Genomic DNA, 25151 nt, shown 5'->3' with positions numbered 1-25151 from the left:
CAGAAAGGCTATTACAGAGCTCAAAATGTTGCAAAGTAATTCAGGAAAACACATTAGAAAACCATCTGAGCTATTTCCAAGCTTAGCAGCCTTTGATACTGAACACATTCGCCCTAAAGATAAAGCACCTCCATGTGGTTCTATCTATCTTGCACACATTCTCCTTGAATGTTGTACACAAGTCACTTAAATATACAGCCTTCCACGTTTGTTTTTTCCACAACAAACCAGACCGAAACAATGACTTACCCTAGAAACGGTTAAAAAGCGCATTAAGAAGGAACCTTGACCAAAAACCCGAAAACAATCCCAAGCATGATCGCTTCATACTTCTTAAGTGATTTGAAAAGACGCCAAAATACGAGCGCCATATCATGATTATAATTAAGGTATGCAGTCCACATTCCTACATTGATGAAGTTGTTAAAAAAGGAGCGTTTTAAGAGTTGCCGAGAGAGGATAAAGTGTCTGACGTACTATTACCGATAGCAAAAGTAGTTTCGGATGGCTCTATATTACACATATCCGACACTCCATACATGGTTCTCAAGGACAAGGATCTCGTATGCCCCTTTTGTGGTGGTCGAGTATATAAACGCGCAGGTACACGACAACCGCATTTCTATCACAAACCTAAAAATGACTGCAATATATCTCGGGAAACCCTTCTACATGAAGGGGCAAAGCACTTTATCCATGATCGATTAGTAAAGAACATTGAATTTAAGATATATGTAGACACATCAAAGATAGATTCGGTCGCCTCAATAGAACTTCTCACTGCCCTTGGAATTAATTCCTTTTCCATTTCATCAAAATCAGTATTTCAAAATACAAACTGCCAACATGAGATTGAAAAAAACATTGATTGTTTCCGACCAGATATACTTTCTGTTAGGAAGACTAAGGACAAAAAACAACTCTTTGCTTGGGAGGTTTTTGTATCTCATGGACTTGAAGAGGAGAAGATATCTCATTTTATTGCTGACGATATTGGTTTCGTTGAACTCATCCCACAAGTAGCTTCCGACCCATTTGAAGGTTACGTTTTTTCTCTAAATAGATTTAACAAAATCGAAAAAGCGCTTAATGATGAATTGGTTTTTTCAAAGTTTCAATCAATTTTTGAAAATCAGTTGTTTGAAATATCAAAAGAACGAATTGAAGATAGGATTGTTCAGGAAATTGTTGAAAAAAGAATGATAAAAATAGAGAAAACCTTAAGGAACAATATTGAAAATGAATATATTGATAAGAGGTTAAAGGAAAAAACAAAATCTCTAAAAGAGAAAATAATCGGAGAAATTGCAAATCAAAAAAAAGAAGAAGCTCAAAAGTCTATATGTTTCGATATTCGAGATCTACCAGTAGGGTTTTCTCTTAAACTTACAAATTGTTTAACGCAAAGATTTTCCACTCAAAAATACCACAACCATTTAAATCTTCGATTTATTGGGAAAGGGGAAGTCGCAAAAAAGGTACAACTGATTGACAAAGGAAAGTTCAAAAATATAAGAATCAACAGCCAGTACAACATCCTCTCCCCATATGACTGCTACGCTAACATTGTCCTCTTCTTGATCTCAGTTGGCTACTGTAAGCCCCTTTTAAGAGAGAGCCGATCGAGTTCAAGGAAGCAATTGGTTGGACTAAGGCTGTATATTCCAAATGCTCTCAAGGGTGAAATAAAAACCCAAGACATTATCATTGGAGACCATAGTGAATATGAATATCCAAAAGAAGACATAATAGATTTTGAGCTTAAAAAGTGGAAAAATAAAGGTAAGTGGATTTTGATAGCCAAAGAATATATAGATGATGATCAGGGGTATGTTGTAATTAACCCTGAGATGCAATTATTTAAATTGCTTGAAATATTTATTAATGATTTTCATGTGAAGTTCAATACTGGAGTTAATTCCAATAATTACCGTGGAATCTCTTCAATTGAGATCAAAGGGTTACCAGACGAAAGCGACATAAAAGAACTTATTGAAGCTAAACTTAATTTATCTCACTTCCTACCCAAAATAGGGAGAGCAGATCGACAATTTATTTAATCAGATGTTGAAACCAATATTGAAGTTCTAAATATTTCAATCATCGTCTGGCCCGAAGGTTTTGAAGCGTGCCATCACAGGCAAATGATCACTAACCTGGGTGTAGAATTCGTGCCCGTCTGAGGCAGAAGAAATGACATCTATGACAGTGGGATGACCAATCATTTCCTGAGTTGCTAATATGCTGTGGATAAGAACATGGTCGTACACGTTCTGGGTGATTGCCCCACTGCTGTTCAGCGTAGACCCACTGGCAACAGTATCCGGAACGAAATGCAACGCTTCCTTGATCTCCGACGGGACGAGGTTGAAATCACCGGCGATGATCAGGTCAGCCTCCTCCGGTCTGCTTTCCTTCATCGCCTGAAAAACCTCCTTCAGCCTCGCTACCTCCGTTTTGATCTGTTCTTTGTCACCTTGCGACCATCTTGCGTGATACCCGGCCAGCAAAAAATCGAATCCAACCGTGCCGTCAGTATTTGGCACTTCAAAACATCCGAACGCCGGTTCCCTGGAAAAAATATCTGGAACTAAGTCCTGGCCACTTCCGTCGTTGTCCGGGAAAAATGCCAAGCTACCCCATCCAGAACAGGTTCTGACCAATGCTGGACGATAAAGGATGGCATAAAATTCGGCGCTGCCAGACCCAGTATTGGGTCGGGGCTCACCAGTAACCAGGCCATTCCATTCGGGGCCTAGAACCGAAACTAATTTATCATAGCCTGGGTGCCCACCTCCCTTTTGCATAACTTCGACAACTGCCATAACATCAAAATTCGCATCGATAATTTTGGCAACAGTCGCATAATCTTTTTGGTTACCGTGACCCAACTTCTTGATATTCCAACTCCCAACTCGCACGATTTTTCCACTTTCTTGCTCCAAAGAAAGCTTTTCAGACCATGCCTTACTAACATATCCCGTACCCCCATCCTCGAGCCTGACATGATACCAATAGGGAACCGAATCAAGATATTCCGCTGTCTGGTTTCGTAAAAGCTTTCCCACGACAGCGCTTTCAGTAGTTGGCCTTTCCCTGACATTAAGAGCGGTTTGTACGCGATCACTTAAAACGATTTGATCCGACCAACAGGAATGGCTACAAAAAAACAAACAGCACATAACGAAAAATGCAAAAATATTTTTCAGGTTCAGGATTTTCATTTTCCCCCTAAAATAATTTTATATGATTAGATCCCGCACCCATTGCGGATGATAGAGGTCTATTCTGTTTCATAGGCTCATTAGGGCTACAAACCAACCCTAAATAGGTCCTTTTCAAAGTGTCAAATCATGAGCCACAAGGCGGTAAAATCAAAGGTCCAACTCCAAGTCCAAACACCGACTTACTTGGGCGATGCCGACAATCCCCTCCTGCATCATTACTTCAAGCGGAATAAAATTTCCAAAATCCCGGTTGCACCGTTTGATCCAGATATAACGCAGATTCTGATTGTGTGGGAACAACATCCGCAAGGCTTTTTAAATAGCAAGCAGCTACCTGCCGCGATCCAGCATGTCCCTGATGTTGGTCAAAGGAATTCCTCGCCGATACCTTGTCAATAATGACTTCCTGAAAGGAGGTAGTCCCAGCAGGTTGAGCTGTTCCGTTAGCGAAAATCTCCATTTGGCGAACAAATTAACAAAGCGTTTTGCCAGAGCAACGCGATTTTGTTGAGTCGACAAATCTTTTAGCCCCAAGCCTATGGCTGTTTTCACATCCTAGTCCCCAGATAAATATTTAAATGAAATCCAATGATAAGTATTAAAAAGGGCAGTCCCAAAGGACCGCCCTTTACTCTTTTCAAATCATTTTGGCGATGACAGCAGCACTGGTCCCATACTTGGCCACCAGTTCCTTCAGCCTGCTCGGCATGATACCGAACTTCTGGGACCAATATTTTACCTCGTAAGGCTCGTGAATATTGATACGACTACTGTCCAAAGGTCTTTTTTTAGTCAAATCATCAGGCATAGGATAATCCCTTTCTTTAATAAGAGTGCTCCAGTCAAGACTCCCAACTCTTATTAGATTACTGGTCCCCGACTCGGCAGTGTGGACCAAAGATTTTTGTACCAAGATGAATACAAGCAGGTCGTATGGAGTCTACATAGGCAGGCCCTCCCTTTCGCCGATTATATCTTGACGGCCGGGAGGGATTCGGTATAAGTGTTTATACACTTACCTTTTTGCAGAAAGGTCGGGCCCTCCCGACTATCAATGCAGAGCCCTTGGTCCCCTAAACCTTGGGCTCTGCTTTTTTTTGCCACAAGATGATGTGGTCAATTCGTATCCTACTCCACCATTTCGCGTTTGCAAGAAAATTCTTGAAAAACCCTATTTTTGTGAAGTGTTTCAATGAAAAATAACCTGATATCATGTTCGGCCGGCATCAGAATCGCCAGAGTTTAAAACTCCAAAGTTTCTTTTTGAGGGTCAGTTGAAGAAAAAGGGGGAAAATTGCCTTGGATAATTGAATAGTCAGACCACTGGATCGATTAATAAAATAGAATGTGGCTTTATCCCATCTTTCAGTCAAATAACTTGATAAAGTTCTTCCTTGGCAGGTATTCTACATCTACTGCCCGCCAATAATACGATTAATAATGTCATTTATTTTAGCGGCAAACTCTTCGTAAGATCGCCACATGTGCTTAACTTTCTCTCGACCGTATTCCGGAAATTCGTCATCCTTGAGCCATTTCCCCTTGTTTTGAGCGCAGCAGGCTAATATAGCTTCAAAAATACCAGTTTTCAGATCTCCAAAATCATATCGATAGACCATAAACATGGTATAGTGCTCAGACTCCCTTTGCTGAGATTCCATTAGATAAAAAATATAGCCAGCATAATCAATCCTGCCCACAATAGCTTTTCTTCTCTCCCTATATTCTCTATTTTTTAAGTGTATATAGCTCCACTTAAGATAACCTTTCTGGTTTCTTATCGGGAAAAATGAGATAGGACCGCTATTCGATTGAATTGTTTTGTTGCTGCCGGGAATAACTTTTACTTGGAATGCACCTCGATGTTCGAGGGCTTTTAGCCCATGTAGAAAATTTGGGAAAGTTGCCGATAAATTTAGCCACTCCGACGAGTGTGATGAATCCAGAGAGATAGGCCCAGGTTTAATTTCTAGGCCACCCGTGTTCGAGTCAGCTATCTGGAGGCCACCTGTAGAGCATTCATCGTTTTGTTTCTCGGCAAAGCAGGGTTTTTGGCCTCCCGCTTTATATTCACTTCGTAGTTTTTCGGGTTTGATAAGCGCCTTTCCAATAAGGTGGGTAAACCGGTTTTCGGGAAGATAAAGATTCACCCGGGGTTCTTTTCTATCAGGGGGGGTATCATCGCCAAGCGAATATTCATCTGGACCCTTACCCGTTAGCAATGGCCTTCCTGACCAACCCGAAGACTTCCTGTCGTTATCATCCCATAGCGGTTTCAGACCACAGTTTTTGCGAATGCAACATAGTTCATTGTAAGGAAAAGGAGCGGAACAGGAGTTGATCCAGAAAACCAGAAACCTCCATTTGTCTCCGGATTGAATCCATTTTCCATAGGTCTGAAGGTTTGTTTCCCCATAAAAAGGCGGATAGGCTTCGGGGGCTCCGGATTCATTATTCAAAGAGTTTTTTATAATAGAGCCATGAATCCCTCTCGCTATTTTGTTTGCAATCTCCGAGAAGGCCAATCGAGCAGCAACCCAGGCATCTTCATCGTCAAACCTCATTCCAATGTGAAGGACACATGTTCCATCCTTATGAAGGGAGCTTTTCTCGGAGTCATAGAGACTTTCAGTAGAGGAGCTGATTTCTCCATTGAGAAGAGCCCGAGCAAGCTTAGTGGTCTGGCTAAAATAAAATCGAATGATTTCAGTACAAGGCACTATTACATGGAAAGGGTCATTCTTATGAGAAATGGTGACACACCTTCCATTGATGCCTGAAACTCCTTTGCCGAAAGGATGGAATTTGAAGGGCAAAAGGAATTCGCCATCGTCCTGGTGAGATGTCTTGATTAGTCGGAGGCTGTTTGGGGAAACAACAAGATTCGAAAAGGTATTTGAGGTGTAGGTAAATAGGTGTCTGGGGAGTTTTTTGCCATTTTCCCAGATAGAACCGATGTGTATCAGGGGGAGTTGCCCAACACCGACACGAATAATTCTTTGCTGATGGTGGTTGACCGCCCTTGTTGACCCAGCATCACTCGGTTTGCCGATGAATGGACTAATCAAAAGTTCAATCTGCGGCTCATCGGATATGTTAGGGTTCAGATGGACTTCACCGAACCAGTCAACGCGCCATGGGCGTCCGTCCTTGGGAAATTCTTTTATGACCACTTTCTGAATGCTCATAAAAGGTCACTCGTTCGCAAGCACTTCTGCATATTCGCATTGACTTCTGCATATTCGCAAGAACTTCTGAAATTGACACCGCCGCCGATCAGACCGGCGTCGGAGATGGTGTGGTGGGGGCTGCGAAAGGGACGGCAGGCGACCAGCGCGTCTTGCCCCGGCAGCATACCCATGATGGAGTGGATCTTGGTGGTTTCCAGCGCTTCGTCGAAGCTCTGCGCCGACAGAATCGACGGCAGACGCCGCGCCAGCATGGTTTTACCGCTGCCCGGCGGGCCGATCATCAATAGATTATGTTGTCCGGCCGCCGCCACTTCCATGGCACGCTTGACGTGTTCCTGGCCGCGCACCTCGGCGAAATCGAAGTCGGGGGTGGCAGCACGCTCAAACAGCGCATCGACATCGACCCGGCAGGGTTCGAGATCCTGCTCTCCGTTGAGAAAATCGACCAGTTGCCCCAGGTCGCGCACCCCGTAGACCGGCACGCCGTCAACGATGGAGCCTTCGCGGGCGTTTTCCTCCGGCAGCACCAGACCGGCCACCGGCCAGTTTCGCGCCGCCACCGCCACCGGCAGGGCGCCGCGCACCGGTTTGATGCGCCCGTCCAGGGACAACTCGCCCAGAAAGGCCAGTGGCGCATCGCGGCGCTGCCTGATCACCCCGGTGGCGGTCAGAATACCGATGGCCATGGGCAGATCGAAAGCGGCCCCGTCCTTCTTGATGCCGGCCGGGGCCAGATTGATGGTGATGCGACGCACCGGGAATTCGTAGCCCGAATTCTTGATGGCCGATTTAACCCGGTCTTTACTCTCCTTGACCGCCCCCTCGGGCAGACCGACGGTGGCGAACTGCGGCAGCCCCTGGCTGATATCGACCTCCACCTCGACCGGGTAGGCGTCGATACCGAGCAGGGCGCCGGATAGAACCTTGGCAAGCATGGTTACTCCTTGGACGGCTGTTGAAGTCGGATCCCGACCGCAACCGGCAAGTACAACCTAAATGCTCCTGCCGAGCACTCGGAACTTATTTACTGTTCGTCGAGGTATTTTTCCGCGGCGATGGCGGCAACGGCTCCATCACCGACGGCGGTGGCAATCTGCTTAAGCGACTTGCTGCGCACGTCGCCGGCGGCAAACACACCGGGCATGGAAGTACGGCACTCCGCATCGGTCAAGATGTAACCTTCCGGGTTGAGATCGAGGATCTCGGCGAGGAAGTTGGCCTTGGGAATGACCCCGATGGCGAAAAACACCCCTTCGAGTTCAAGCACGCTCTTGTCGCCGCTGACCTTGTTCTTGATTTCCAGCCCGTTAACGCCGCGATTGTCGCTCAGCACCTGCTCGGGAACGCTGTCCCAGACCACTTCGATCTTATCGTTGGCGAAGATGCGCTCCTGCAGGATGCGGGTCGCGCGCAGGGCATCGCGGCGGTGCACCAGATAGACCTTGGAGGCGAAACGGCTCAAAAACAGCGCCTCCTCAGCAGCCGTGTCGCCGCCGCCGACCACCGCCACCGGTACGTTGCGGAAAAAAGCCCCGTCGCAGGTGGCGCAGTAGGAGACCCCGCGCCCGACCAGTTCCTTTTCGCCGGGGATACCGAGTTTGCGCGGTTCGGCGCCGGTAGCCACGATAACGGTGCGGGCCTTGATCGCCTTGCCGTCGACCACCACCTCCTTGACCTCGCCTTTGTCATTCAGTTGCTGCACTTCGCCCTGCATGATCTGCAGGCCGTATTCCTGACAGTGTTCGTGAAAACGCTGCATCAATTCGGGGCCGTCGACCCCGCCGGGAAACCCGGGGTAGTTCTCTATCTTGGTGGTGGTGATAACCTGGCCACCGACCATCATGCTTTCGACCAGCACGGTTTTAAGGTCGGCGCGGGAGGTATAAAGTCCCGCGGTGAGTCCGGCCGGTCCGCCGCCGATAATCAACACATCAAACAAGGTATCCTGCATCGTTTCACTCCCTCGATGGAATCTTTATGGGCAACCCCGCCGCCGCTCTCAGCCCCGGAGACGTGGCTTGCTTCCTGCCTGCAAACATCTCTATATAGCACGCACCGGACAAAAAGGGAACGCTTGCTCCCGGCACACAGCACCGAAACAACCTGAGACCTTGCCTTGCCGACCAAGCGGGGCTAAGATAACAGCATCGCCCGCTGATTTTCCCCATTAATTCAAAAGAGCAGACTCGCATCCATGGCCCGAAAAAAAACTCAGAAAAAAACCGCTGCAAAGTCTCATGCCTTTTTGAAAGCGTTGCTGTGGAGCCTGTGCTTCCTGGCGCTGTTGCTGACCCTGGACCAACTGGCGCTGCGCCTGCAACCGACCACTCCGGTACTGCAGGAACTGCAGAGCAGCTACCGTGAATTCCGCAGCCGCCTGCTTGGCAGGAAACCGCAACCGCCGCTGACTATCGAAGCGGTTATCGACAGGGATGTCACCGCTCCCGTTGCCAGGCCGATCCCGACACCCGCCAAAAAACCGGCAAAAAAACCGGTCAGGACCGTCACACCGCAGCCCGGTGTAAAACAGGCCGCTGCCCAGCCGGCGGCACAGCAATACCTTTACGTCGATACCGACGGCGATCTGCAATTCGCTGATCGCCTTGAGGACATCCCCCCGGCCTTGCGCGACAACGCCCAACCGCTGAAAGATTAACTGCACAGGCCACAGAACAAACCGGGCATCCTGCGATCAGGTCAACACGCCATAAACGTCCGGCCGCCGGTCATGCCAGGCGGGGATGGCCGCCCGATAGTCGCGCTGCGCCTGTTTGTCCAGCGTCGCCAGCACTTCACAGGGTTGGTCCTTGGCCTCGGCCAGCACCTCGCCGCGCGGCGAAAGAATCATGCTGGAGCCGAAAAAGTCGAGTTTGCCCTGCACGCCGCAACAATTTGCCGCCAACACAAAAACCTGGTTTTCGATAGCCCGCGCCCTGGTCAGAACGCACCAGTGATCCCGACGCGGTTTGGGCCACTGCGCGGACAGGCAGATCACATCGGCTCCGTCCAGGGTCAGGCGGCGGAACAATTCGGGAAAGCGCAGATCGTAACAGATCGCCAGCCCGATGCGGCCGACTGAGGTGTCGGCCACCAGGGTTTTGCTGCCGGCCTGTAAATATCTATCCTCGCGCATGGGGGAAAAGAGGTGCAGCTTGCGATAACGGCCTCTGACGACGCCGCGATCGACCAGGTAGGAGGTGTTGTAGAGAGCGTCGCCGTCAAGCTCCGGCAGGCTGCCGATGACGACCATGTCGTGCCGGGCGGATAATGCGGCTACGGTCTCTACCACCTGCGGGGTATGCGCGGCCAGTGTCGCCAGATTGCGGTAATCAAAACCGCAGCTCCACATCTCCGGCAACACCGCCAACCGCCCCCCCTGCCGGGCCAGGGCCTGGAGGCCGTCCCGAACTTTCTGCAGGTTGCCCTCAACATCCCCCATGGCGATATTGAACTGCAAACACCCTGCTGTCAGTTGCTGCGTTGCTTCCCCCGTTTTATCCGACATCAACACCCTCCGCTCCTTTTTATAGCCAAAACAACCCTCCGACAGACCATATTACGGGAGCGCGGCGCTACGAAGCAAGTCCGCAGATTCGCTGTGGCCTTGTTATCCCCTTGACTCCGGAGGGGAAAATGGGAAAAGATACAGGTTTGCCATCTGATTTATTAATGGCGTCTTTCTTGTATGGGGAACGATATCGACTGCCAATTTTCTTTACGGAGATGTAACCAAGTGAAAAAGCTATTCGCCCTGATGGGGACTTTGATGCTGGTCGGGATGACCGCCCTCCCTGCTGCAGCCAGCAGCGAAGAAGCCGTTGCCAATCTGACCGAAACCCCCTACGGCCTTATCGGCCTGGTGTTGTTTGTCGCCGCTTATGTCCTGGTGATTTTCGAAGAGAAACTGCACCTGCGTAAAAGCAAACCGGTCATTCTGGCCGCCGGGATCATCTGGATTCTGGTAGCTTTGGCCTATCATCACATCGGCCAGCCCGAAGCGGCCCACCACGCTATCCTGGGCAACCTGGTCGAATACGCCGAGCTGTTCCTGTTTTTGCTGGCGGCCATGACCTATATCAACGCCATGGAAGAGCGCAACGTGTTTCGCTCGTTGCGTGCCTGGCTGGTCTCGCGCGGGTTTACCCTGCGCACCGTGTTCTGGCTGACCGGTCTGCTGTCGTTTCTCATCTCGCCGGTCGCCGACAACCTGACCACCGCTTTGCTGATGGGAACCGTGGCCATGACCGTGGGCGGCGCCAACCGCCGTTTCATCAGCCTGGCCTGCATCAACATCGTGGTTGCGGCCAATGCCGGCGGGGCCTTCTCTCCTTTCGGCGACATCACCACCCTGATGGTCTGGCAAAAAGGCAAGGTCGATTTCATCGAGTTTTTCGCTATCTTCCTGCCGTCCCTGATCAACTGGCTGATTCCGGCCATCATCATGAGCCTGGCGATTAAAAAAGAGCAGCCCGAAGCCCTCGACCAGGCCATGCGGATGAAATTCGGCGCGCGGCGTATCATTATACTGTTCCTGCTGACCATCGTTACGGCCGTATCTTTTCACAACTTCCTGCACCTGCCTCCGGCAGTGGGCATGATGCTGGGTCTGGGGTATCTGTCGTTTTTCTCTTACTACATCAAGATCAAAGAGCACCGTCTGAATGCCGGCGGCGGTCCGCTGGATATCACCGGCACCAACGGCCAGCCCGGCTTCGATCTGTTCCGCAAGATCGCCAAGGCCGAGTGGGATACCCTGTTGTTCTTTTACGGTGTCATCCTGTGCGTCGGCGGCCTGGGCCAGTTCGGTTATCTGGCCGTAGCCTCCAACTTCATGTATCTCGACCTCGGCGCCACCACCGCCAACATCCTGGTGGGGATCCTGTCGGCCATCGTCGACAATATCCCGGTGATGTTCGCGGTATTGACCATGGATCCGCAGATGTCCCACGGCCAATGGCTGCTGGTGACTCTGACCGCCGGGGTCGGCGGCAGCCTGCTGTCCATCGGTTCGGCGGCCGGCGTGGCCCTGATGGGCAGCGCACGCGGCGTTTACACTTTCGGTCAACACCTTAAATGGACCTGGGCGGTAGCCCTCGGCTATGCCGCCAGCATCCTTGTACACCTGTGGGTCAACGTTCACCACATGTAAGCCGGTCGCGCCCTGTGCAACCGGCCCGTCACCCCCGCATTGTCGCGCCCCGGTCCCTTGAAGGACCGGGGCTTTATCTGCACATCCCTTTTTGCCTGCGCAAGTGCCCTTACTGCGACTTCTTTTCGCTCCCGGCCGAACCAGGCCTGCTGACCGCCTACCCCGACCTGCTTATCGCCCAGTTGGAGATCGAAAAACGCAGCCATCGCTGGCAAGGGCGCTTATCGACGGTTTTTTTCGGCGGCGGCACCCCCTCCCTGTTATCGCCGGACGCCATCGGCCGGATCCTCAATGAAGCCGACCGTTTGTTCGGTCTGTCCGCCGAGGCCGAAATATCTCTGGAGGCCAATCCCGGCACCGTGACCCTGGACAGTCTCAGCGGTTACCGCGCGGCCGGCATCAACAGACTGTCCTTCGGAGTGCAATCCCTCGACGACGCCTATCTGCAACGCCTGGGACGTATCCATACCGCCGCCGACGCACACAGCGCTGTGCACTGGGCACGCAAGGCCGGGTTCGACAACCTTAGCTGCGACCTGATCTTTGCCCTGCCCGATCAATCGTCACAGGCGGCCCTGGAGGATCTCGAGAACATGCTGCGACTCGAACCGCAGCATCTGTCCTGCTACGGTCTCGGCATCGAGCCCGGCACGCCGTTGGCCCAGGCCCTGGAAGACGGCCGGTTACGGCCGGCAACCGAGCAGGCCTATGCCGACACCTTCCTGCGCCTGCACGCCCGTCTTGCCGAAGCCGGTTACGAGCATTATGAAATTTCCAATTACGCCCGGCCCGGTCGTCACTGCCGACACAATCTCAACACCTGGCGCCGCCAGCCTTATCTGGGGGTCGGTCCGGGGGCGCACTCCTTCTGCGCCCGCAACTGGGGTGAACGCCGCGCCGTACCTGCCGATTTCGATCGCTTCGTCGAGACCGTGAGCGCCGGTCTCGACCCTTCCACAGTACTCGAAACCTTTCAGCGCGAAGAGGCCATGGCGGAAACCGCCTATCTCGGTCTGCGCTGCGCCGAAGGCGTGAATGACGCCGCTTTTTCCCATCGTTTCGGGACGACCTTCGCAGAAGTCTTCGAACAGGCCATAAAACGGTGCGGCAAGCACTTGAGCCTGCAAGACGGTCACTGGTGCCTGGACCTGGAAGGATGGTTGCTTTTCGACCATTTCATCACCGATTTCCTATAGGCGATTGAGCCCATTTTTTGCCCCGGTTTTGCCCTTGACAAAGGGTAGGGCCGTTGTTATGTTGTCTTCCGTTAGCACTCAATAAGCTAGAGTGCTAACGCCTCTCAAGCCGGATGTCCCGGCTTGTTTTACGATTGAGTCTCGCGATGAATGAAGAGTTGAGCGAACGCTGTCGCCAGATACTTGAAGCCATTATCGAGGACTACATCCTGTCGGGGGAACCGGTCGGTTCACGCGCCCTTACGCGGCGCCACAACATCGCCCTGTCTCCGGCAACAGTCCGCAACGTCATGGCCGACCTGGAAGAAATGGGCTACCTGGAGTCCCCTCACACCTCGGCCGGGCGCGTCCCTACCGAAAAGGGCTACCGTTTCTATCTGGACAGCCTGCTGCGTATCAAGCAGTTGTCCCCCAGAAAGCGTCAATCGATCCGCGACCACTACAGTCATCGCGGCCTGCGCATGGAAGAATTGCTGCGCGAAGCCGGACGCATTCTGTCGGACACCTCCAGCTATACCGGGGTAGTGATGGTGCCCCACCTGACATCGACGATCTGCCGTCGCATCGATTTCGTGCGTCTTTCGGCCCGCCGCATACTGGTGGTGTTCGTCAGTCAGACCGGCATTGTCGAACATAAGATCATCGAATCGGACGTTCCGCTTTCCGAAACCGAGTTGCAGGAAGCGACCAATTATCTCAACCAGAACTTTTCCGGGCTTGCCATTCAGGAAATCAAGCAGCATATCGTAGCGCATATGGCCGAAGAAAAAGCCATCTACGACACCTTGCTGCGGCGCACCCTGCAGCTCTCCAGTCTGGCCCTGGAAGACGACCTGGGCGGTCAGATCTTTATCGAGGGCGCTTCCAACATCCTCGACCAGCCCGAATTCAACGATCTGAATCGCATGAAACGATTGATGCGGACCTTTGACCAGAAAAATCTGCTGGTCGATCTTCTGCATAAAAGCCAGTTGACCGAAGGGGTGCAGATCTATATCGGCAGCCCGGACCATTACAGCGATATCGAAGGATGCAGCCTGGTTACGGCCTCGTTTTCCAGCCGCTGGGGCGCCACCGGTACCCTGGGTATCATAGGCCCGACCCGCATGCCCTACTCAACGGTCATTCCGTTGGTGGACTTCACCGCCGGCCTGGTCGCAAGCATCCTTGACAGCGAAGACGAATAGGAGAAGGACTATCGTGGCAGAACAGAAAGAACAGGCAACCGATGTGAAGCAGGGCCTGGAAGAAGAGCAGCCGGCCGCCGAAACACCGGAAGAGGTTGCAGCAGAAACAGAAGAAGAGACGGACCCCGTTGCGGCCCTGGAGCAGGAGCTTGCTGCCGCGCAGGAAGAAAAACAGAAAAACTGGGATCTGTACCTGCGCGAGCGTGCCGAACTGGAAAATTTCCGCAAACGCATGCAGCGGGAAAAGGAAGATCTGGTCCGCTTTGCCAACGAGAATCTGCTGCGCGAGATCCTGACCGTGGTGGACAATCTCGAACGCGCCATCGAACACGCACGCCAGACGGACGAAACGGTCAAAGGCCTGCTCGAAGGGGTCGAAATGACCCTCTCCCAGTGCCAGAAACTGCTGGAAAAGTTCGGCGTGACTCCGGTGGTGGCCGTGGGCGAACCCTTCGACCCCACCTGGCATGAAGCCATGGGCCAGATGGAAAGCGCCGAGCATCCGCCCAACACCGTCATGCAGGAAATGCAAAAAGGTTACGTACTCAACGATCGTTTGCTGCGCCCGGCGATGGTGATGATTTCCAAAGCCCCCGCAGCTACTGAATAACCCTGACTGTTACACCCACAAAACTAAGTTCGAATTTAAAGGAGGATATATACTCATGGGAAAAGTTATCGGAATCGACCTCGGCACCACCAACTCCTGCGTGGCTGTCATGGAAGGCGGCGAACCCGTCGTTATCGCCAATGCTGAAGGCTCCCGCACCACACCCTCGATGGTGGCCTTTACCGAAAACGGCGAACGCCTGGTCGGTCAGCAGGCCAAGCGCCAGGCTGTCACCAATCCGGAAAACACCCTGTTTGCCATCAAGCGCCTTATCGGCCGCAAGTTCGACAGCGATGCCGTGCGCCGCGACATTCAGATCAGCCCCTTCGAAATCGTCAAGGCCGACAACGGCGATGCCTGGGTGGACGTCCGCGACAAGAAATACAGCCCGCCGGAAATCTCCGCGATGATCCTGCAGAAAATGAAGCAGACCGCCGAAGACTACCTGGGCGAAAAAGTTACCGACGCGGTTATCACCGTACCGGCCTACTTCAACGATTCCCAGCGCCAGGCCACCAAGGACGCCGGCAAGATCTCCGGACTGAACGTTTTGCGCATCATCAACGAGCCTACCGCAGCCTCCCTGGCCTACGGTCTCGATAAGAAGAGCGAAGAAAAAATTGCCGTTTTCGACCTCGGCGGCGGTACCTTCGATATCTCCATCCTGGAACTGGGTGACGGTGTCTTCGAAGTAAAATCGACCAACGGCGACACCTTCCTGGGCGGCGAGGACTTCGACCAGCACATCATGGACTACGTTGCCGACGAGTTCAAAAAGGAGCAGGGCATCGACCTGCGCAACGACAAGATGGCGCTGCAGCGGCTCAAGGAAGCCTGTGAAAAAGCCAAGTGCGAACTGTCCACCTCCATGGAGACGGACATCAATCTGCCCTTCATTACCGCTGACCAGTCCGGCCCCAAACATCTCAACCTGCGCCTGACCCGCTCCAAGCTCGAGAGCATCTGCTCCAGCCTGCTGGCCAAACTGGTCGAACCCTGCCGCATGGCGCTGAAAGACGCCGGTCTGTCTGCTTCCGATGTTGACGAAGTGCTGCTGGTTGGCGGCATGACCCGGATGCCCGCGGTGCAGGCCAAAGTTCAGGAGATTTTCGGCAAAACTCCGAACAAAGGCGTCAACCCGGACGAAGTCGTCGCCATCGGCGCCGCCATCCAGGGTGGTGTTCTGAAAGGTGAAGTCAAGGATGTTCTGCTGCTGGACGTTACGCCGCTGTCCCTCGGCATCGAAACCCTCGGCAGCATCATGACCAAGCTTATCGAGAAAAACACCACCATCCCCTGCAAGAAGAGCCAGATTTTCTCCACCGCGGCCGACAATCAGCCGGCGGTATCGGTTCACGTGCTGCAGGGTGAACGCGAAATGGCCGGCGACAACAAGACCATCGGCCGCTTCGAGCTGGTCGGCATTCCGCCGGCACCGCGCGGCGTGCCCCAGGTCGAGGTTACCTTCGACATCGACGCCAACGGCATTCTGCATGTCTCGGCCAAGGATCTCGGCACCGGCAAAGAGCAGTCGATCCGCATTACGGCTTCCTCCGGCCTGAGCGACGAGGAAATCGATAAAATGGTCAAGGACGCCGAAGCCCACTCCTCCGAGGACAAGAAAAAACGCGAGATCATCGAAGCCCGTAACCAGGCTGACGGGCTGGCGTACTCCACCGAAAAATCCCTCAAGGAGCACGGCGATAAAATCGACGAGGAGACTCGCAACAATATCCAGACGGCTTTGGATGCTCTTAAAGCCGCCATGGAAGGTGACGACCCCGAAGACATCCGCCAGAAAAGCGAAGCCCTGGCCACGGCTTCGCACAAACTCGCCGAAGCGGTCTACAAGCAGACCCAGGAAGGGGCGGAAGCCGCTTCCGAAGCTGGCGAGCAGAGCGCCGGCGACGAAGGCGTGGTCGATGCGGAATTCGAGGAAGTCGACGAACAGAACAAGTAAACTTCCAACCATCTGCAGCATGACAGGAGCCGGGGAATCCCTCGGCTCCTGTTGCTGTTCGGATTTTCTCCGGCCGGGCCTCCGCCCCCCCCTGCACCCGGCGGGAACATAAGGAATATCAGAGTTGAGCAAGCGCGATTATTACGAAGTACTGGGTGTCCACCGCAACGCCAGCGAGACAGAGATCAAAAAAGCCTATCGAAAGCTGGCGATCAAGTATCACCCCGACAAAAATGCCGGAGACAAAGCCGCCGAGGATAAATTCAAGGAAATCTCGGAGGCCTACTCCATCCTGTCCGATACCCAACAACGTGTAATCTACGATCAATACGGGCATGCCGGCCTCAATGGCGGTGGCGGCGGTGGCGGCAGCTACTCGTCCGGCGGCTTCGGGGGCACCCCCTTCGAAGACCTGTTCGGCGACATCTTCGGGGATATTTTCGGAGGCCGCGGCAGCCAGCGCAGTCGAGGACGACGTGGCGACGATCTGCGCTACAACCTCTCCATCAATTTCGAAGAGGCGGCGTTCGGACTGGAGACCAAAATTCAGATTCCGCGCCACCAGACCTGCGGCACCTGCGACGGCATCGGCGCCAAGCCGGGCACCACTCCCCGTGTCTGCCCCACATGCCAGGGGGCGGGTCAGGTGCGCGTCCAGCAGGGCTATTTCTCGCTGACCCGACCGTGTCCGGAATGCAATGGCGAAGGTCAGATCATCGATCAACCGTGCGAAGAGTGTCACGGCAGCGGTCGCGTACGCGGCAAGCGCACCCTGTCTCTCAAAATTCCCGCCGGCGTGGAAACGGGCAGTCGTCTGAAACTTTCCAGCGAAGGGGAGCCGGGCCTTAACGGAGGCCCCCCCGGCGATCTGTATGTCGTCATCTCGGTTCAGGATCATCCTCTGTTCCAGCGCGACGGACAGCACGTTATCTGCGAAATCCCCATTTCGTTCCCGCAGGCCGCCCTGGGATGCGAACTGGAAGTACCGACTCTGACGGAAAAGGTCAACGTCAAGGTTACTCCCGGCACCCAGTCCGGAAAAGTGATCAAACTGCAAGGTCAAGGCTTCCCATCTTTGCAGGGGTACGCCCGCGGCGACCAGCTGGTCGTCCTCCGGGTCGAGGTTCCGACCAGTTTGACCGACCGGCAGAAAGAACTGCTGGAGGAATTCGCCAAAGAAGGCGGTGAAGAAATCCATCCCATGGGCAAGACCTTTTTCGACAAGGTCAAGGAACTGTTCGGTTAAACGGCCGAATGCAGCTCTTAAATCGGTGGCCCCGGGGAATTACCGCCGCACAACAGAACCTTTTTGATGCCTGACCACCGCCTAAGGAGTATCATTGTGCTGAAACGCACCAACCTCGCAGCTTTACTGCTTGTGTTTCTCGCCGTGCTGCCGGGGCTTCGCGTCTGTGCCGCGACGACGGATTCGCCCCTGAAGCAGGCCCTGGAACTGTACCGGTCCGGTGCGCCCGATCGTGCCGTACCCCTGTTCAAGGCCGCTATTGCACAGGATCCGGAGGCCCCGGAAACCTGGCGGGCGCATCTGGCACTGGCGCGCATTTATCACCAAAAGGGCCGCCTGGCGGATATGCTCGCTGAGCTTGGCGCTATTCCGGCCGACCGTCGCACCCCGGAAACCCGTCTTCTCGAGGGCTTCGGCCTGATCGGTACAGGCCAGCACGCCTCCGGCGTGGAACTGCTGCGGAACCTCACGGAAAACGACCTTAACGGCAGCCAGCAGCAACAACGCCTCACGGCCCTTACCGAGGGCCTGGTGCATCTTGAGCGCCCCATGGAAGCGCTCTTCTTCATACAACAGCTGCTGCAGCAAACCATCGATCCTCCACAGGTATCGTCCCTTCTGCAAAAGGCTCACGAACTGTTGAAAGATCGCTGCAGCGATGCGCAACTGGCCGAAGCGGCCTTTTTGTATCAGGGTACGGCCCTCGGGCAGGATGCCCTGCTGCTGCAGGCATGGCGCCACAAACAGGCGGGCCGGACCGACCAGGCGTTACTGCTTGTCAACAGCGTATTGAACACACCCATCGACTTCCCCTTCCGCAACGATGCCGATTTGCTGCTGCAACAGTTGTCCCACGGCGGAGAAACGCCGGCACTGGGTGTCATACTGCCTCTTTCCGGACGCTTCGGGCACTACGGAAAGATGGTTCTTCAGGGCATGCAACTGGCGCTGGAACAACATAACCTGCAACACGCACCGGTACACTTTCTGGTAAGGGACAGTGCCGGCGATCCGGATCTTACGGCGCAGCTGGTGACCGAACTGGCCGCGTCGCCTCAAATACTCGGCATACTCGGCCCCCTGACGGGCAGCGCTGCCAAACGGGCGGCTCACACAGCCGAACGACTGCAGCTGCCGCTGCTCACCCTGTCGCAACAGACGGGGCTTCCGCAGATCGGTTCCTGGATATTTCGCAACTCCCTGACCAGCGAACTGCAAGTCCGGACACTGGTCAATTACGCCATGTACCAGCAGAACATGACGTCTTTTGGCATCCTGGCCCCCGAAACCCGTCTCGGGCAGGATCTCTCCACCGCCTTTGCCGATGAAGTACGCGCCCGGGGCGGACAGATTGTTGCTGTGCAGTCCTACCAGCCGCAAGCCACCGACTTCCGCGAACAGATCAAACGGTTGCAGGGCAAACAGCCCAACGAGCCTGAAACCACCCCGGAGGATGCCGAAGCCCAGGCCGCCGAGCCTCCTCCCTTTGACGCCCTGTTTATTCCCGACACCCCGAACAGGTTGGCCTTGATCGCACCGCAGCTGCCGTTTTACGGGCTGGACGATATCTCTCTTCTGGGAAGCGCCAACTGGGATGCCCCGAACCTGCTGCCGCAGGCAGGGCCATATATAGAAAATGCCGTGTTCGTCAGCGGCTTCCATCGCTATAGCGCCTATCCGTTTGTAAAGGATTTTGTCGACCGTTATTTCGAACGATACGGCGCAGAACCGTCCCTGCTCGAAGCCCAGGGATACGATGTGGCAGGGATCGCTCTTTCCCTGCTGGCAAACCCTACTGCCCACAGTCGGGCAAACCTTCGCCGCGACCTGACACAAATGCGGCACTACCCCGGAGTCACCGGGGCCAGCAGCTTCACGACCACCGGCGATGCCGACAAGGTACTGTATCTGCTGCAGATTCGCCAAGGGGCCCTGGTTGAACTGAACTGAGTCTGTCCCCCTCCCCATAAGGCATTTGGGGAGGGATCAACCTGCGCCGGCATTTCCCGTTTTGTCATCTTCTTTCCACGCCCGGCCGGCCTGTCGCCAACAGGGATGGGGGCCGCCCTTGACGGACGTCTCCATATTATGTTAAGTTGGACGACGTTAGAAAAAGGAGTCTAAGTTGTTCAAAATTGGAGACATGGCTGTTTATCCAGCTCAAGGTGTCGGGGTTATTGAGGCCATCGAATCGAAAGAATTCGTTGGCCAAAAAATGGATTTCTACGTTCTTCGCATTGTCGACAGCGACATGACCATCATGATTCCGGTCAACAACGTCGACAGCGTCGGCATGAGATCCCTCATCGACAAAGACCGCGTCCGCACAGTTTACGACATCCTCAAGGACAAAACTCAAAATCAGGGCAATCTGGCTTCATGGAGCCGCCGCCAACGCGATTACAACGAAAAAATCCGCTCCGGCGATGTTTTCGAGGTAGCGGAGGTTTTGCGGGAACTCTACATGATTCGCGAGGATAAAGAGCTCTCCTACGGTGAAAAAAAGGTTCTGGAACTTGCCCGTAAACTGGTTGTCAAAGAAATTGCCCTGGCGGATGGCAAAGACGAACAACAGGTCACAGACCGCGTTGAAAGTTTTTTTGGCCACTGACCTTCCCGACCATGGCATGTCGGCCCTTGGCGTAACTTCACCGGTCACCGTAAACATTCCCGCATTTTCAATTTTTCGTCATACCAGTTTTCATTCTGGCCTGTTGGCGTGCCGGCAGGCGCCCCTAGATTCTGCCGCCCCCCTATCATGAGTGTCTATGTACTGATTCCTGCCGCAGGCATGGGGCGACGCATGGGTGCGTCCGTCAACAAACAATACCTGCCCCTGGGTGACCGGCCGGTCTTAAGCCACACCATTGCCCTTTTCGATCGCCATCCCGGTATCGACCATATCTTTGTCATCTGCCCGGAAGCGGAGTTTCCGCTCTGCCGGCGGGAAGTCATCGATCCCTACGATTTCCGCAAAGTGCGAGGTCTGGTTGCCGGTGGCGCGGAACGCCAGGATTCGGTTCGCAACGGCCTGCAGGCCTGCCAGGCGGCTGAAGGAGACATCGTCCTGATCCATGACGGCGCCCGCCCGCTGCTGCCTCCCGCTCTCATCGAACCCACTGTTGCGGCGGCCCAACAATGCGGCGCGGCGATTGTCGGGGTTCCGGTCAAGGACACCATCAAGCTGGTTACCGACGGCATGATCGACTCGACCCCCGATCGAAGTCTGCTGTGGCAGGCCCAGACCCCGCAGGCATTCCGTTTCGGCCTGATCCGCGACGCTCACGCGCAAGCCCTGCAGCAACACCACAAAGGAACGGACGACGCTTCACTGATCGAATGGCTCGGCGGCCGCGTCGCCATGATCGAAGGCAGTTATCGCAACATCAAGATCACCACGCCCGAGGACCTGGTGCTGGCCCAGGCCTTTCTCGATACTCCAGGAGATTTTCAAGCATGATGCGCATAGGACACGGCTACGATGTTCACCAGTTGGTAGCGGAACGCAAACTCATTCTCGGTGGTGTGGATATCCCGCATACGCTTGGCTTGTTGGGCCATTCCGATGCCGATGTGCTGTTGCATGCCATCTGCGATGCGATCCTCGGCGCCCTCGGCGAAGGCGATATCGGCAAACATTTCCCCGACACCGACCCGGCGTACAAGGGCATCTCCAGCATCAAACTGCTGCATGAGGTCATGCGCCTGGCCGAAACCAAAGGGTACAGGCTTGGCAACCTCGATGCGACCATCATCGCTCAACGTCCCAAGCTCGCCCCCTTTATCGGCAACATGCGCGAAAACATCGCAGAGGCCTGCGGCACCGACGTATCGCGCATCAATGTCAAGGCGACAACCACCGAGCAGCTTGGATTTGAAGGCCGCGGCGAGGGCATCTCGTCCCATGCCGTGGTTCTGCTGAACAAAGCCGCCCACAGCGAAGAGCGTTAGCGTTGGCCGCCCGGACATCGGTCCGGCCGGTCAATTCCCTGTTGCATTTTACCTGTAAATTTGCGACCTTTCTTCGAAAGGTCGTTTTTTATACTTGCCAACGATTGTTCACCAAACCGCCACGAGGTTTTTCCCATGTCGAATAAGGATTCGATGGAATCTGCGGAACCGACCGCACCGACCAATTTTATCCGTACCATCATCGATACCGACCTGAGCCAGAACAAGAACAATGGCTGCGTGGTCACGCGTTTTCCGCCGGAACCCAACGGCTTTCTGCATATCGGCCACGCCAAAAGTATCTGCCTCAACTTCGGGCTGGCCCGCGATTATGCCGATGCCCCCGGCGGCAGCCGCTGCCACCTGCGGTTCGACGATACCAACCCGACCAAGGAAGAACAGGAATATATCGACTCCATCAAGGAAACGGTACAATGGCTCGGTTTTGAATGGGGCAAGCACGAATACTACGCTTCGGATTACTTCGAACAGCTGTATCGCTGGGCGATACAACTCATCGAAGCCGGCAAGGCCTATGTCGATGATTTAACGGCCGAGGAAATCCGCGCCCACCGGGGAACCCTGACCGAACCCGGCAAGAACTCGCCCTACCGGGATCGCAGCGTGGAGGAAAACCTGGCGCTGTTCGAGGCCATGAAGAACGGCGATTTTCCGGACGGCAGCAAGGTATTGCGCGCCAAAATCGACATGTCCGCGCCCAACCTCAACCTGCGCGATCCGGTCATGTACCGCATCCTGCACGCGGAACACCATCGCACCGGCAATGCCTGGTGCATCTACCCCATGTATGACTTCACCCACGGTCAGTCCGATTCGCTGGAGGGGGTTACCCACTCCATCTGCACGCTCGAATTCGAGGCGCATCGGCCGTTGTACGACTGGTTCATCGAACAGCTCGGCATTCATCATCCCCAGCAGATCGAATTTGCCCGGCTCAACATCAATTACACGGTGATGAGCAAGCGCAAACTGCTGGAACTGGTCAACGGCAACTACGTGCAAGGCTGGGAAGACCCCCGCATGCCTACCCTCGCCGGTCTGCGCCGACGCGGTTTTACGCCGGCGGCGATCCGTAACTTCTGCGAGCGCATCGGCGTCTCCAAAAAAGACAGCTGCGTCGACATGGGCTTTCTTGAATTCTGCGTACGCGAAGACCTGGATCGTTCGACCCCGCGTGCCATGGCGGTGCTCAATCCCCTGCGGTTGGTCATCGAAAATTACCCCGAAGGTCAGAGCGAGGAATTCGAAGCTCCCAATCACCCCAACGACCCGACCATGGGCAACCGCAAGGTGCCCTTCTCCCGGGTCGTATACATCGAGCGGGACGACTTCATGGAGGATCCGCCGAAAAAATTCTTCCGGCTTGCGCCGGGCCGTGAGGTGCGCCTCAAATACGCCTATCTGGTGCGCTGCGAAGACGTGGTACGGGACCCCGACAGCGGCGAGATCATCGAGCTGCGCTGCAGCTACGACCCGGACTCCCGCGGCGGGTCGGCTCCCGACGGGCGCAAGGTCAAAGGCACCCTGCACTGGGTTTCCGAAGCCCATGCCGTCAAAGCCGAAGTGCGCCTGTATGACCGGCTGTTCAACGCGGCCAATCCGGACGGCGACAAGGAGGTCGACTTCAAGACCCACCTCAATCCCGACTCCCTGCAGACGGTAAAAGACTGTCTGCTGGAGCCGTCCCTGGCCGAAGCCGCCCCGGAAAGCCGTTATCAGTTTGAAAGACTCGGCTATTTCTGCGCCGATCGTTACGAATGCAAACCGGACAACCTGGTCTTCAACCGCACCGTAACCTTACGCGATTCCTGGGCCAAGGCCGGCGCCAAATAGCCGTCTTCGGTCCGCCCGACAATAAGGAGAAACCGTTACCATGAGCCTACGTGTTTACAATACCATGACCGGCCGCAAAGAAGAGTTCGAGCCGCTGCAACCCGGCAAGGTCGGCATGTATGTCTGCGGGGTAACCGTTTATGATTATTGCCATATCGGCCATGCCCGGGCCAATGTGGTGTTCGATATCATTTACCGTTATCTGCAATTTATCGGTTTCGATGTCACCTATGTGCGCAACTACACCGATGTCGACGACAAAATCATCAAGCGCGCCAACGAGCGCGGCATCTCCTCGGATACCCTGGCCGGCGAATTCATTCAGGCTTTCGATGAGGACATGAATCGTCTCGGCCTGGCGGAACCGACCATTCAGCCCAAGGCCACCTGCCATATCGACCATATCGTCAACCTGGTACAACGCCTGATCGATCGCGGCATCGCCTACGAGTCCCAGGGAGACGTCTATTTTTCGGTGGAGGACTTCCCTTCCTACCTCAAACTGAGCAAACGGAATATGGACGAAATGCGCTCCGGTGCCCGCATCACACCCGGCGAACAGAAGCGAAACCCGATGGACTTCGCACTTTGGAAAGCAGCCAAACCGGGGGAACCTTCCTGGGAAAGCCCCTGGGGACCCGGTCGTCCCGGCTGGCACATCGAATGTTCCGCCATGTCCATGGAGTACCTCGGCGAATCCTTCGATATCCATGGCGGCGGCAAGGACCTGGTGTTCCCCCACCACGAGAACGAAATCGCCCAGAGCGAAGGAGCCACCGGCAAACCCTTCGTCAAATACTGGCTGCACAACGGCTTCGTCAATGTCAACCAGGAGAAGATGAGCAAGTCCCTGGGTAACTTCTTCACCATCCGGGACATACTCCAGACCTACGACCCCGAGGTTTTGCGTTTCTTCATCCTGACGGCGCACTACCGCTCACCCATCGACTTCTCCGATCAGAACCTTCAGGACGCCCGTTTGGGGTTGAGTCGTTTCTATGAAGGGCTCCATGCCGCCAGCGAAGTGCTGGCCGCCTGCCCGCCAGGCGACGTTACCTCGGAAGCCGGTGCAACGCTGGAAAATGTATTCCGCGAAGCCATGGACGATGACTTCAATACCGCCGCTGCCATTGGACACCTGTTTGACGCAGTGCGCACCATCAATCGCCTGATCACGGAAAAAGGCTTCCGCAAAAACCGCGAAAAGGTTGCTCAGGTTCGCGCGCTGTACGATGCGCTGCTGAAACTCGGCGGGGTTCTGGGGCTGTTTGTTTCCGATCCGGCAGCCTGGCTCAAACAGATGAATCTGGCCATGCTGGCGACCACCGGTTATACGGAATCCGACATTGAGGATTTCATCCGGCAGCGCCAGGAAGCCCGCAAGAACAAAGACTTTGCCCGTGCCGACGAAATTCGCGACGAGCTTGCCGCCAAAGGCATTCAGCTCCTCGACGGACCGCAGGGCACCGCCTGGAAGGCGCGTTAAAGTCCGCATCTTTTGCCTAGATAAACAGGGCCACCTCGCAAGGGTGGCCCTTCTTTTATGCCTCCCGGCCAGCCCCGGCCCGACGGCAAAGCAC

At 54.5% G+C, this 25151-nt stretch carries 21 protein-coding genes; 15 read left to right on the top strand and 6 right to left on the bottom strand.

The features are described 5' to 3' along the window. Positions 1–464 precede the first annotated feature (464 nt). Positions 465–2060 (top strand): competence protein CoiA family protein, encoded by a 1596-nt coding sequence (locus tag PCAR_RS01170; protein ID WP_011339772.1) that lies wholly within the window; start codon positions 465–467, stop codon positions 2058–2060. A gap of 36 nt (positions 2061–2096) precedes the next feature. Here PCAR_RS01170 and PCAR_RS01165 read toward each other — a convergent pair whose 3' ends face one another. Next, positions 2097–3224 (bottom strand): SH3 domain-containing protein, encoded by a 1128-nt coding sequence (locus PCAR_RS01165; RefSeq protein WP_011339771.1) that lies wholly within the window; start codon positions 3222–3224, stop codon positions 2097–2099. A 129-nt stretch (positions 3225–3353) separates the two neighbouring features. On the opposite strand from PCAR_RS01165, the gene PCAR_RS18955 reads away from it, so the two are divergent. Then, on the top strand, positions 3354–3626 hold the full coding sequence (locus PCAR_RS18955) for a hypothetical protein (RefSeq protein ID WP_041531199.1): 273 nt from the start codon (positions 3354–3356) through the stop codon (positions 3624–3626). A 238-nt stretch (positions 3627–3864) separates the two neighbouring features. Here the strand turns inward: PCAR_RS18955 and PCAR_RS18210 are convergent, their stop codons facing one another. The 4 genes from PCAR_RS18210 to trxB all read right to left on the bottom strand — a co-directional run bounded on the left by PCAR_RS18210 (position 3865) and on the right by trxB (position 8369). Beyond that, positions 3865–4035, bottom strand: coding sequence for a DUF3606 domain-containing protein (locus tag PCAR_RS18210; RefSeq protein ID WP_011339770.1), 171 nt, complete (start codon positions 4033–4035; stop codon positions 3865–3867). 604 nt (positions 4036–4639) lie between these two features. Next, the gene (locus PCAR_RS01155) at positions 4640–6415 is read right to left on the bottom strand and encodes a hypothetical protein (RefSeq protein WP_011339767.1); all 1776 of its coding nucleotides are present in this window, start codon (positions 6413–6415) and stop codon (positions 4640–4642) included. Then, on the bottom strand, positions 6412–7353 hold the full coding sequence (locus PCAR_RS01150; RefSeq protein WP_052643288.1) for a YifB family Mg chelatase-like AAA ATPase: 942 nt from the start codon (positions 7351–7353) through the stop codon (positions 6412–6414). The genes PCAR_RS01155 and PCAR_RS01150 overlap by 4 nt, the downstream gene beginning before the upstream one ends. A gap of 89 nt (positions 7354–7442) precedes the next feature. After that, positions 7443–8369 carry a thioredoxin-disulfide reductase gene (gene trxB / locus PCAR_RS01145; RefSeq protein WP_011339766.1) on the bottom strand — a complete coding sequence of 309 codons (927 nt, stop codon included), beginning with the start codon at positions 8367–8369 and terminating at the stop codon, positions 7443–7445. Positions 8370–8612: 243 nt separating this feature from the next. Here trxB and PCAR_RS01140 point away from each other — a divergent pair, with 243 nt between their 5' ends. After that, positions 8613–9074 carry a hypothetical protein gene (locus tag PCAR_RS01140; RefSeq protein WP_011339765.1) on the top strand — a complete coding sequence of 154 codons (462 nt, stop codon included), beginning with the start codon at positions 8613–8615 and terminating at the stop codon, positions 9072–9074. A 36-nt stretch (positions 9075–9110) separates the two neighbouring features. Here PCAR_RS01140 and PCAR_RS01135 read toward each other — a convergent pair whose 3' ends face one another. Further along, on the bottom strand, positions 9111–9923 hold the full coding sequence (locus PCAR_RS01135; protein WP_011339764.1) for a carbon-nitrogen family hydrolase: 813 nt from the start codon (positions 9921–9923) through the stop codon (positions 9111–9113). Positions 9924–10184: 261 nt separating this feature from the next. Here PCAR_RS01135 and nhaD point away from each other — a divergent pair, with 261 nt between their 5' ends. From nhaD to cysS, 12 genes are all read left to right on the top strand, one after another. Then, on the top strand, positions 10185–11567 hold the full coding sequence (gene nhaD / locus PCAR_RS01130; protein ID WP_011339763.1) for a sodium:proton antiporter NhaD: 1383 nt from the start codon (positions 10185–10187) through the stop codon (positions 11565–11567). 14 nt (positions 11568–11581) lie between these two features. Further along, complete coding sequence (gene hemW / locus PCAR_RS01125) at positions 11582–12763, top strand: radical SAM family heme chaperone HemW (RefSeq protein WP_011339762.1); 1182 nt, start codon at positions 11582–11584, stop codon at positions 12761–12763. 146 nt (positions 12764–12909) lie between these two features. Next, entirely contained in the window at positions 12910–13950 is a 1041-nt protein-coding gene (gene hrcA / locus PCAR_RS01120; RefSeq protein WP_011339761.1) for a heat-inducible transcriptional repressor HrcA, read from the top strand. A 13-nt stretch (positions 13951–13963) separates the two neighbouring features. Next, on the top strand, positions 13964–14560 hold the full coding sequence (gene grpE / locus PCAR_RS01115) for a nucleotide exchange factor GrpE (protein ID WP_011339760.1): 597 nt from the start codon (positions 13964–13966) through the stop codon (positions 14558–14560). 55 nt (positions 14561–14615) lie between these two features. Next, on the top strand, positions 14616–16520 hold the full coding sequence (gene dnaK, locus PCAR_RS01110; RefSeq protein ID WP_011339759.1) for a molecular chaperone DnaK: 1905 nt from the start codon (positions 14616–14618) through the stop codon (positions 16518–16520). Positions 16521–16644: 124 nt separating this feature from the next. After that, on the top strand, positions 16645–17766 hold the full coding sequence (dnaJ, locus tag PCAR_RS01105; RefSeq protein ID WP_011339758.1) for a molecular chaperone DnaJ: 1122 nt from the start codon (positions 16645–16647) through the stop codon (positions 17764–17766). Between the two features lie 96 nt (positions 17767–17862). Beyond that, positions 17863–19716 (top strand): penicillin-binding protein activator, encoded by a 1854-nt coding sequence (locus PCAR_RS01100; RefSeq protein WP_041531197.1) that lies wholly within the window; start codon positions 17863–17865, stop codon positions 19714–19716. A 175-nt stretch (positions 19717–19891) separates the two neighbouring features. Further along, complete coding sequence (locus tag PCAR_RS01095; RefSeq protein ID WP_011339756.1) at positions 19892–20377, top strand: CarD family transcriptional regulator; 486 nt, start codon at positions 19892–19894, stop codon at positions 20375–20377. A 147-nt stretch (positions 20378–20524) separates the two neighbouring features. Further along, positions 20525–21226 (top strand): 2-C-methyl-D-erythritol 4-phosphate cytidylyltransferase, encoded by a 702-nt coding sequence (gene ispD / locus PCAR_RS01090; RefSeq protein ID WP_011339755.1) that lies wholly within the window; start codon positions 20525–20527, stop codon positions 21224–21226. Then, positions 21226–21717 (top strand): 2-C-methyl-D-erythritol 2,4-cyclodiphosphate synthase, encoded by a 492-nt coding sequence (gene ispF, locus PCAR_RS01085; protein ID WP_041531458.1) that lies wholly within the window; start codon positions 21226–21228, stop codon positions 21715–21717. Before ispD ends, ispF begins: the two co-directional genes overlap by 1 nt. 135 nt (positions 21718–21852) lie before the next feature. Continuing rightward, positions 21853–23571, top strand: a complete 1719-nt coding sequence (locus PCAR_RS01080) for a glutamine--tRNA ligase/YqeY domain fusion protein (RefSeq protein WP_011339753.1) — start codon at positions 21853–21855, stop codon at positions 23569–23571. Positions 23572–23611: 40 nt separating this feature from the next. Then, positions 23612–25057: a cysteine--tRNA ligase gene (gene cysS / locus PCAR_RS01075; RefSeq protein ID WP_011339752.1), complete on the top strand. Its 1446-nt coding sequence runs from the start codon at positions 23612–23614 to the stop codon at positions 25055–25057. Positions 25058–25151: the final 94 nt, after the last annotated feature.

Origin of the sequence: Syntrophotalea carbinolica DSM 2380, from assembly GCF_000012885.1 — a bacterium.
Classification (GTDB): domain Bacteria; phylum Desulfobacterota; class Desulfuromonadia; order Desulfuromonadales; family Syntrophotaleaceae; genus Syntrophotalea; species Syntrophotalea carbinolica.
This window is presented reverse-complemented; position numbering and strand designations above follow the sequence as displayed.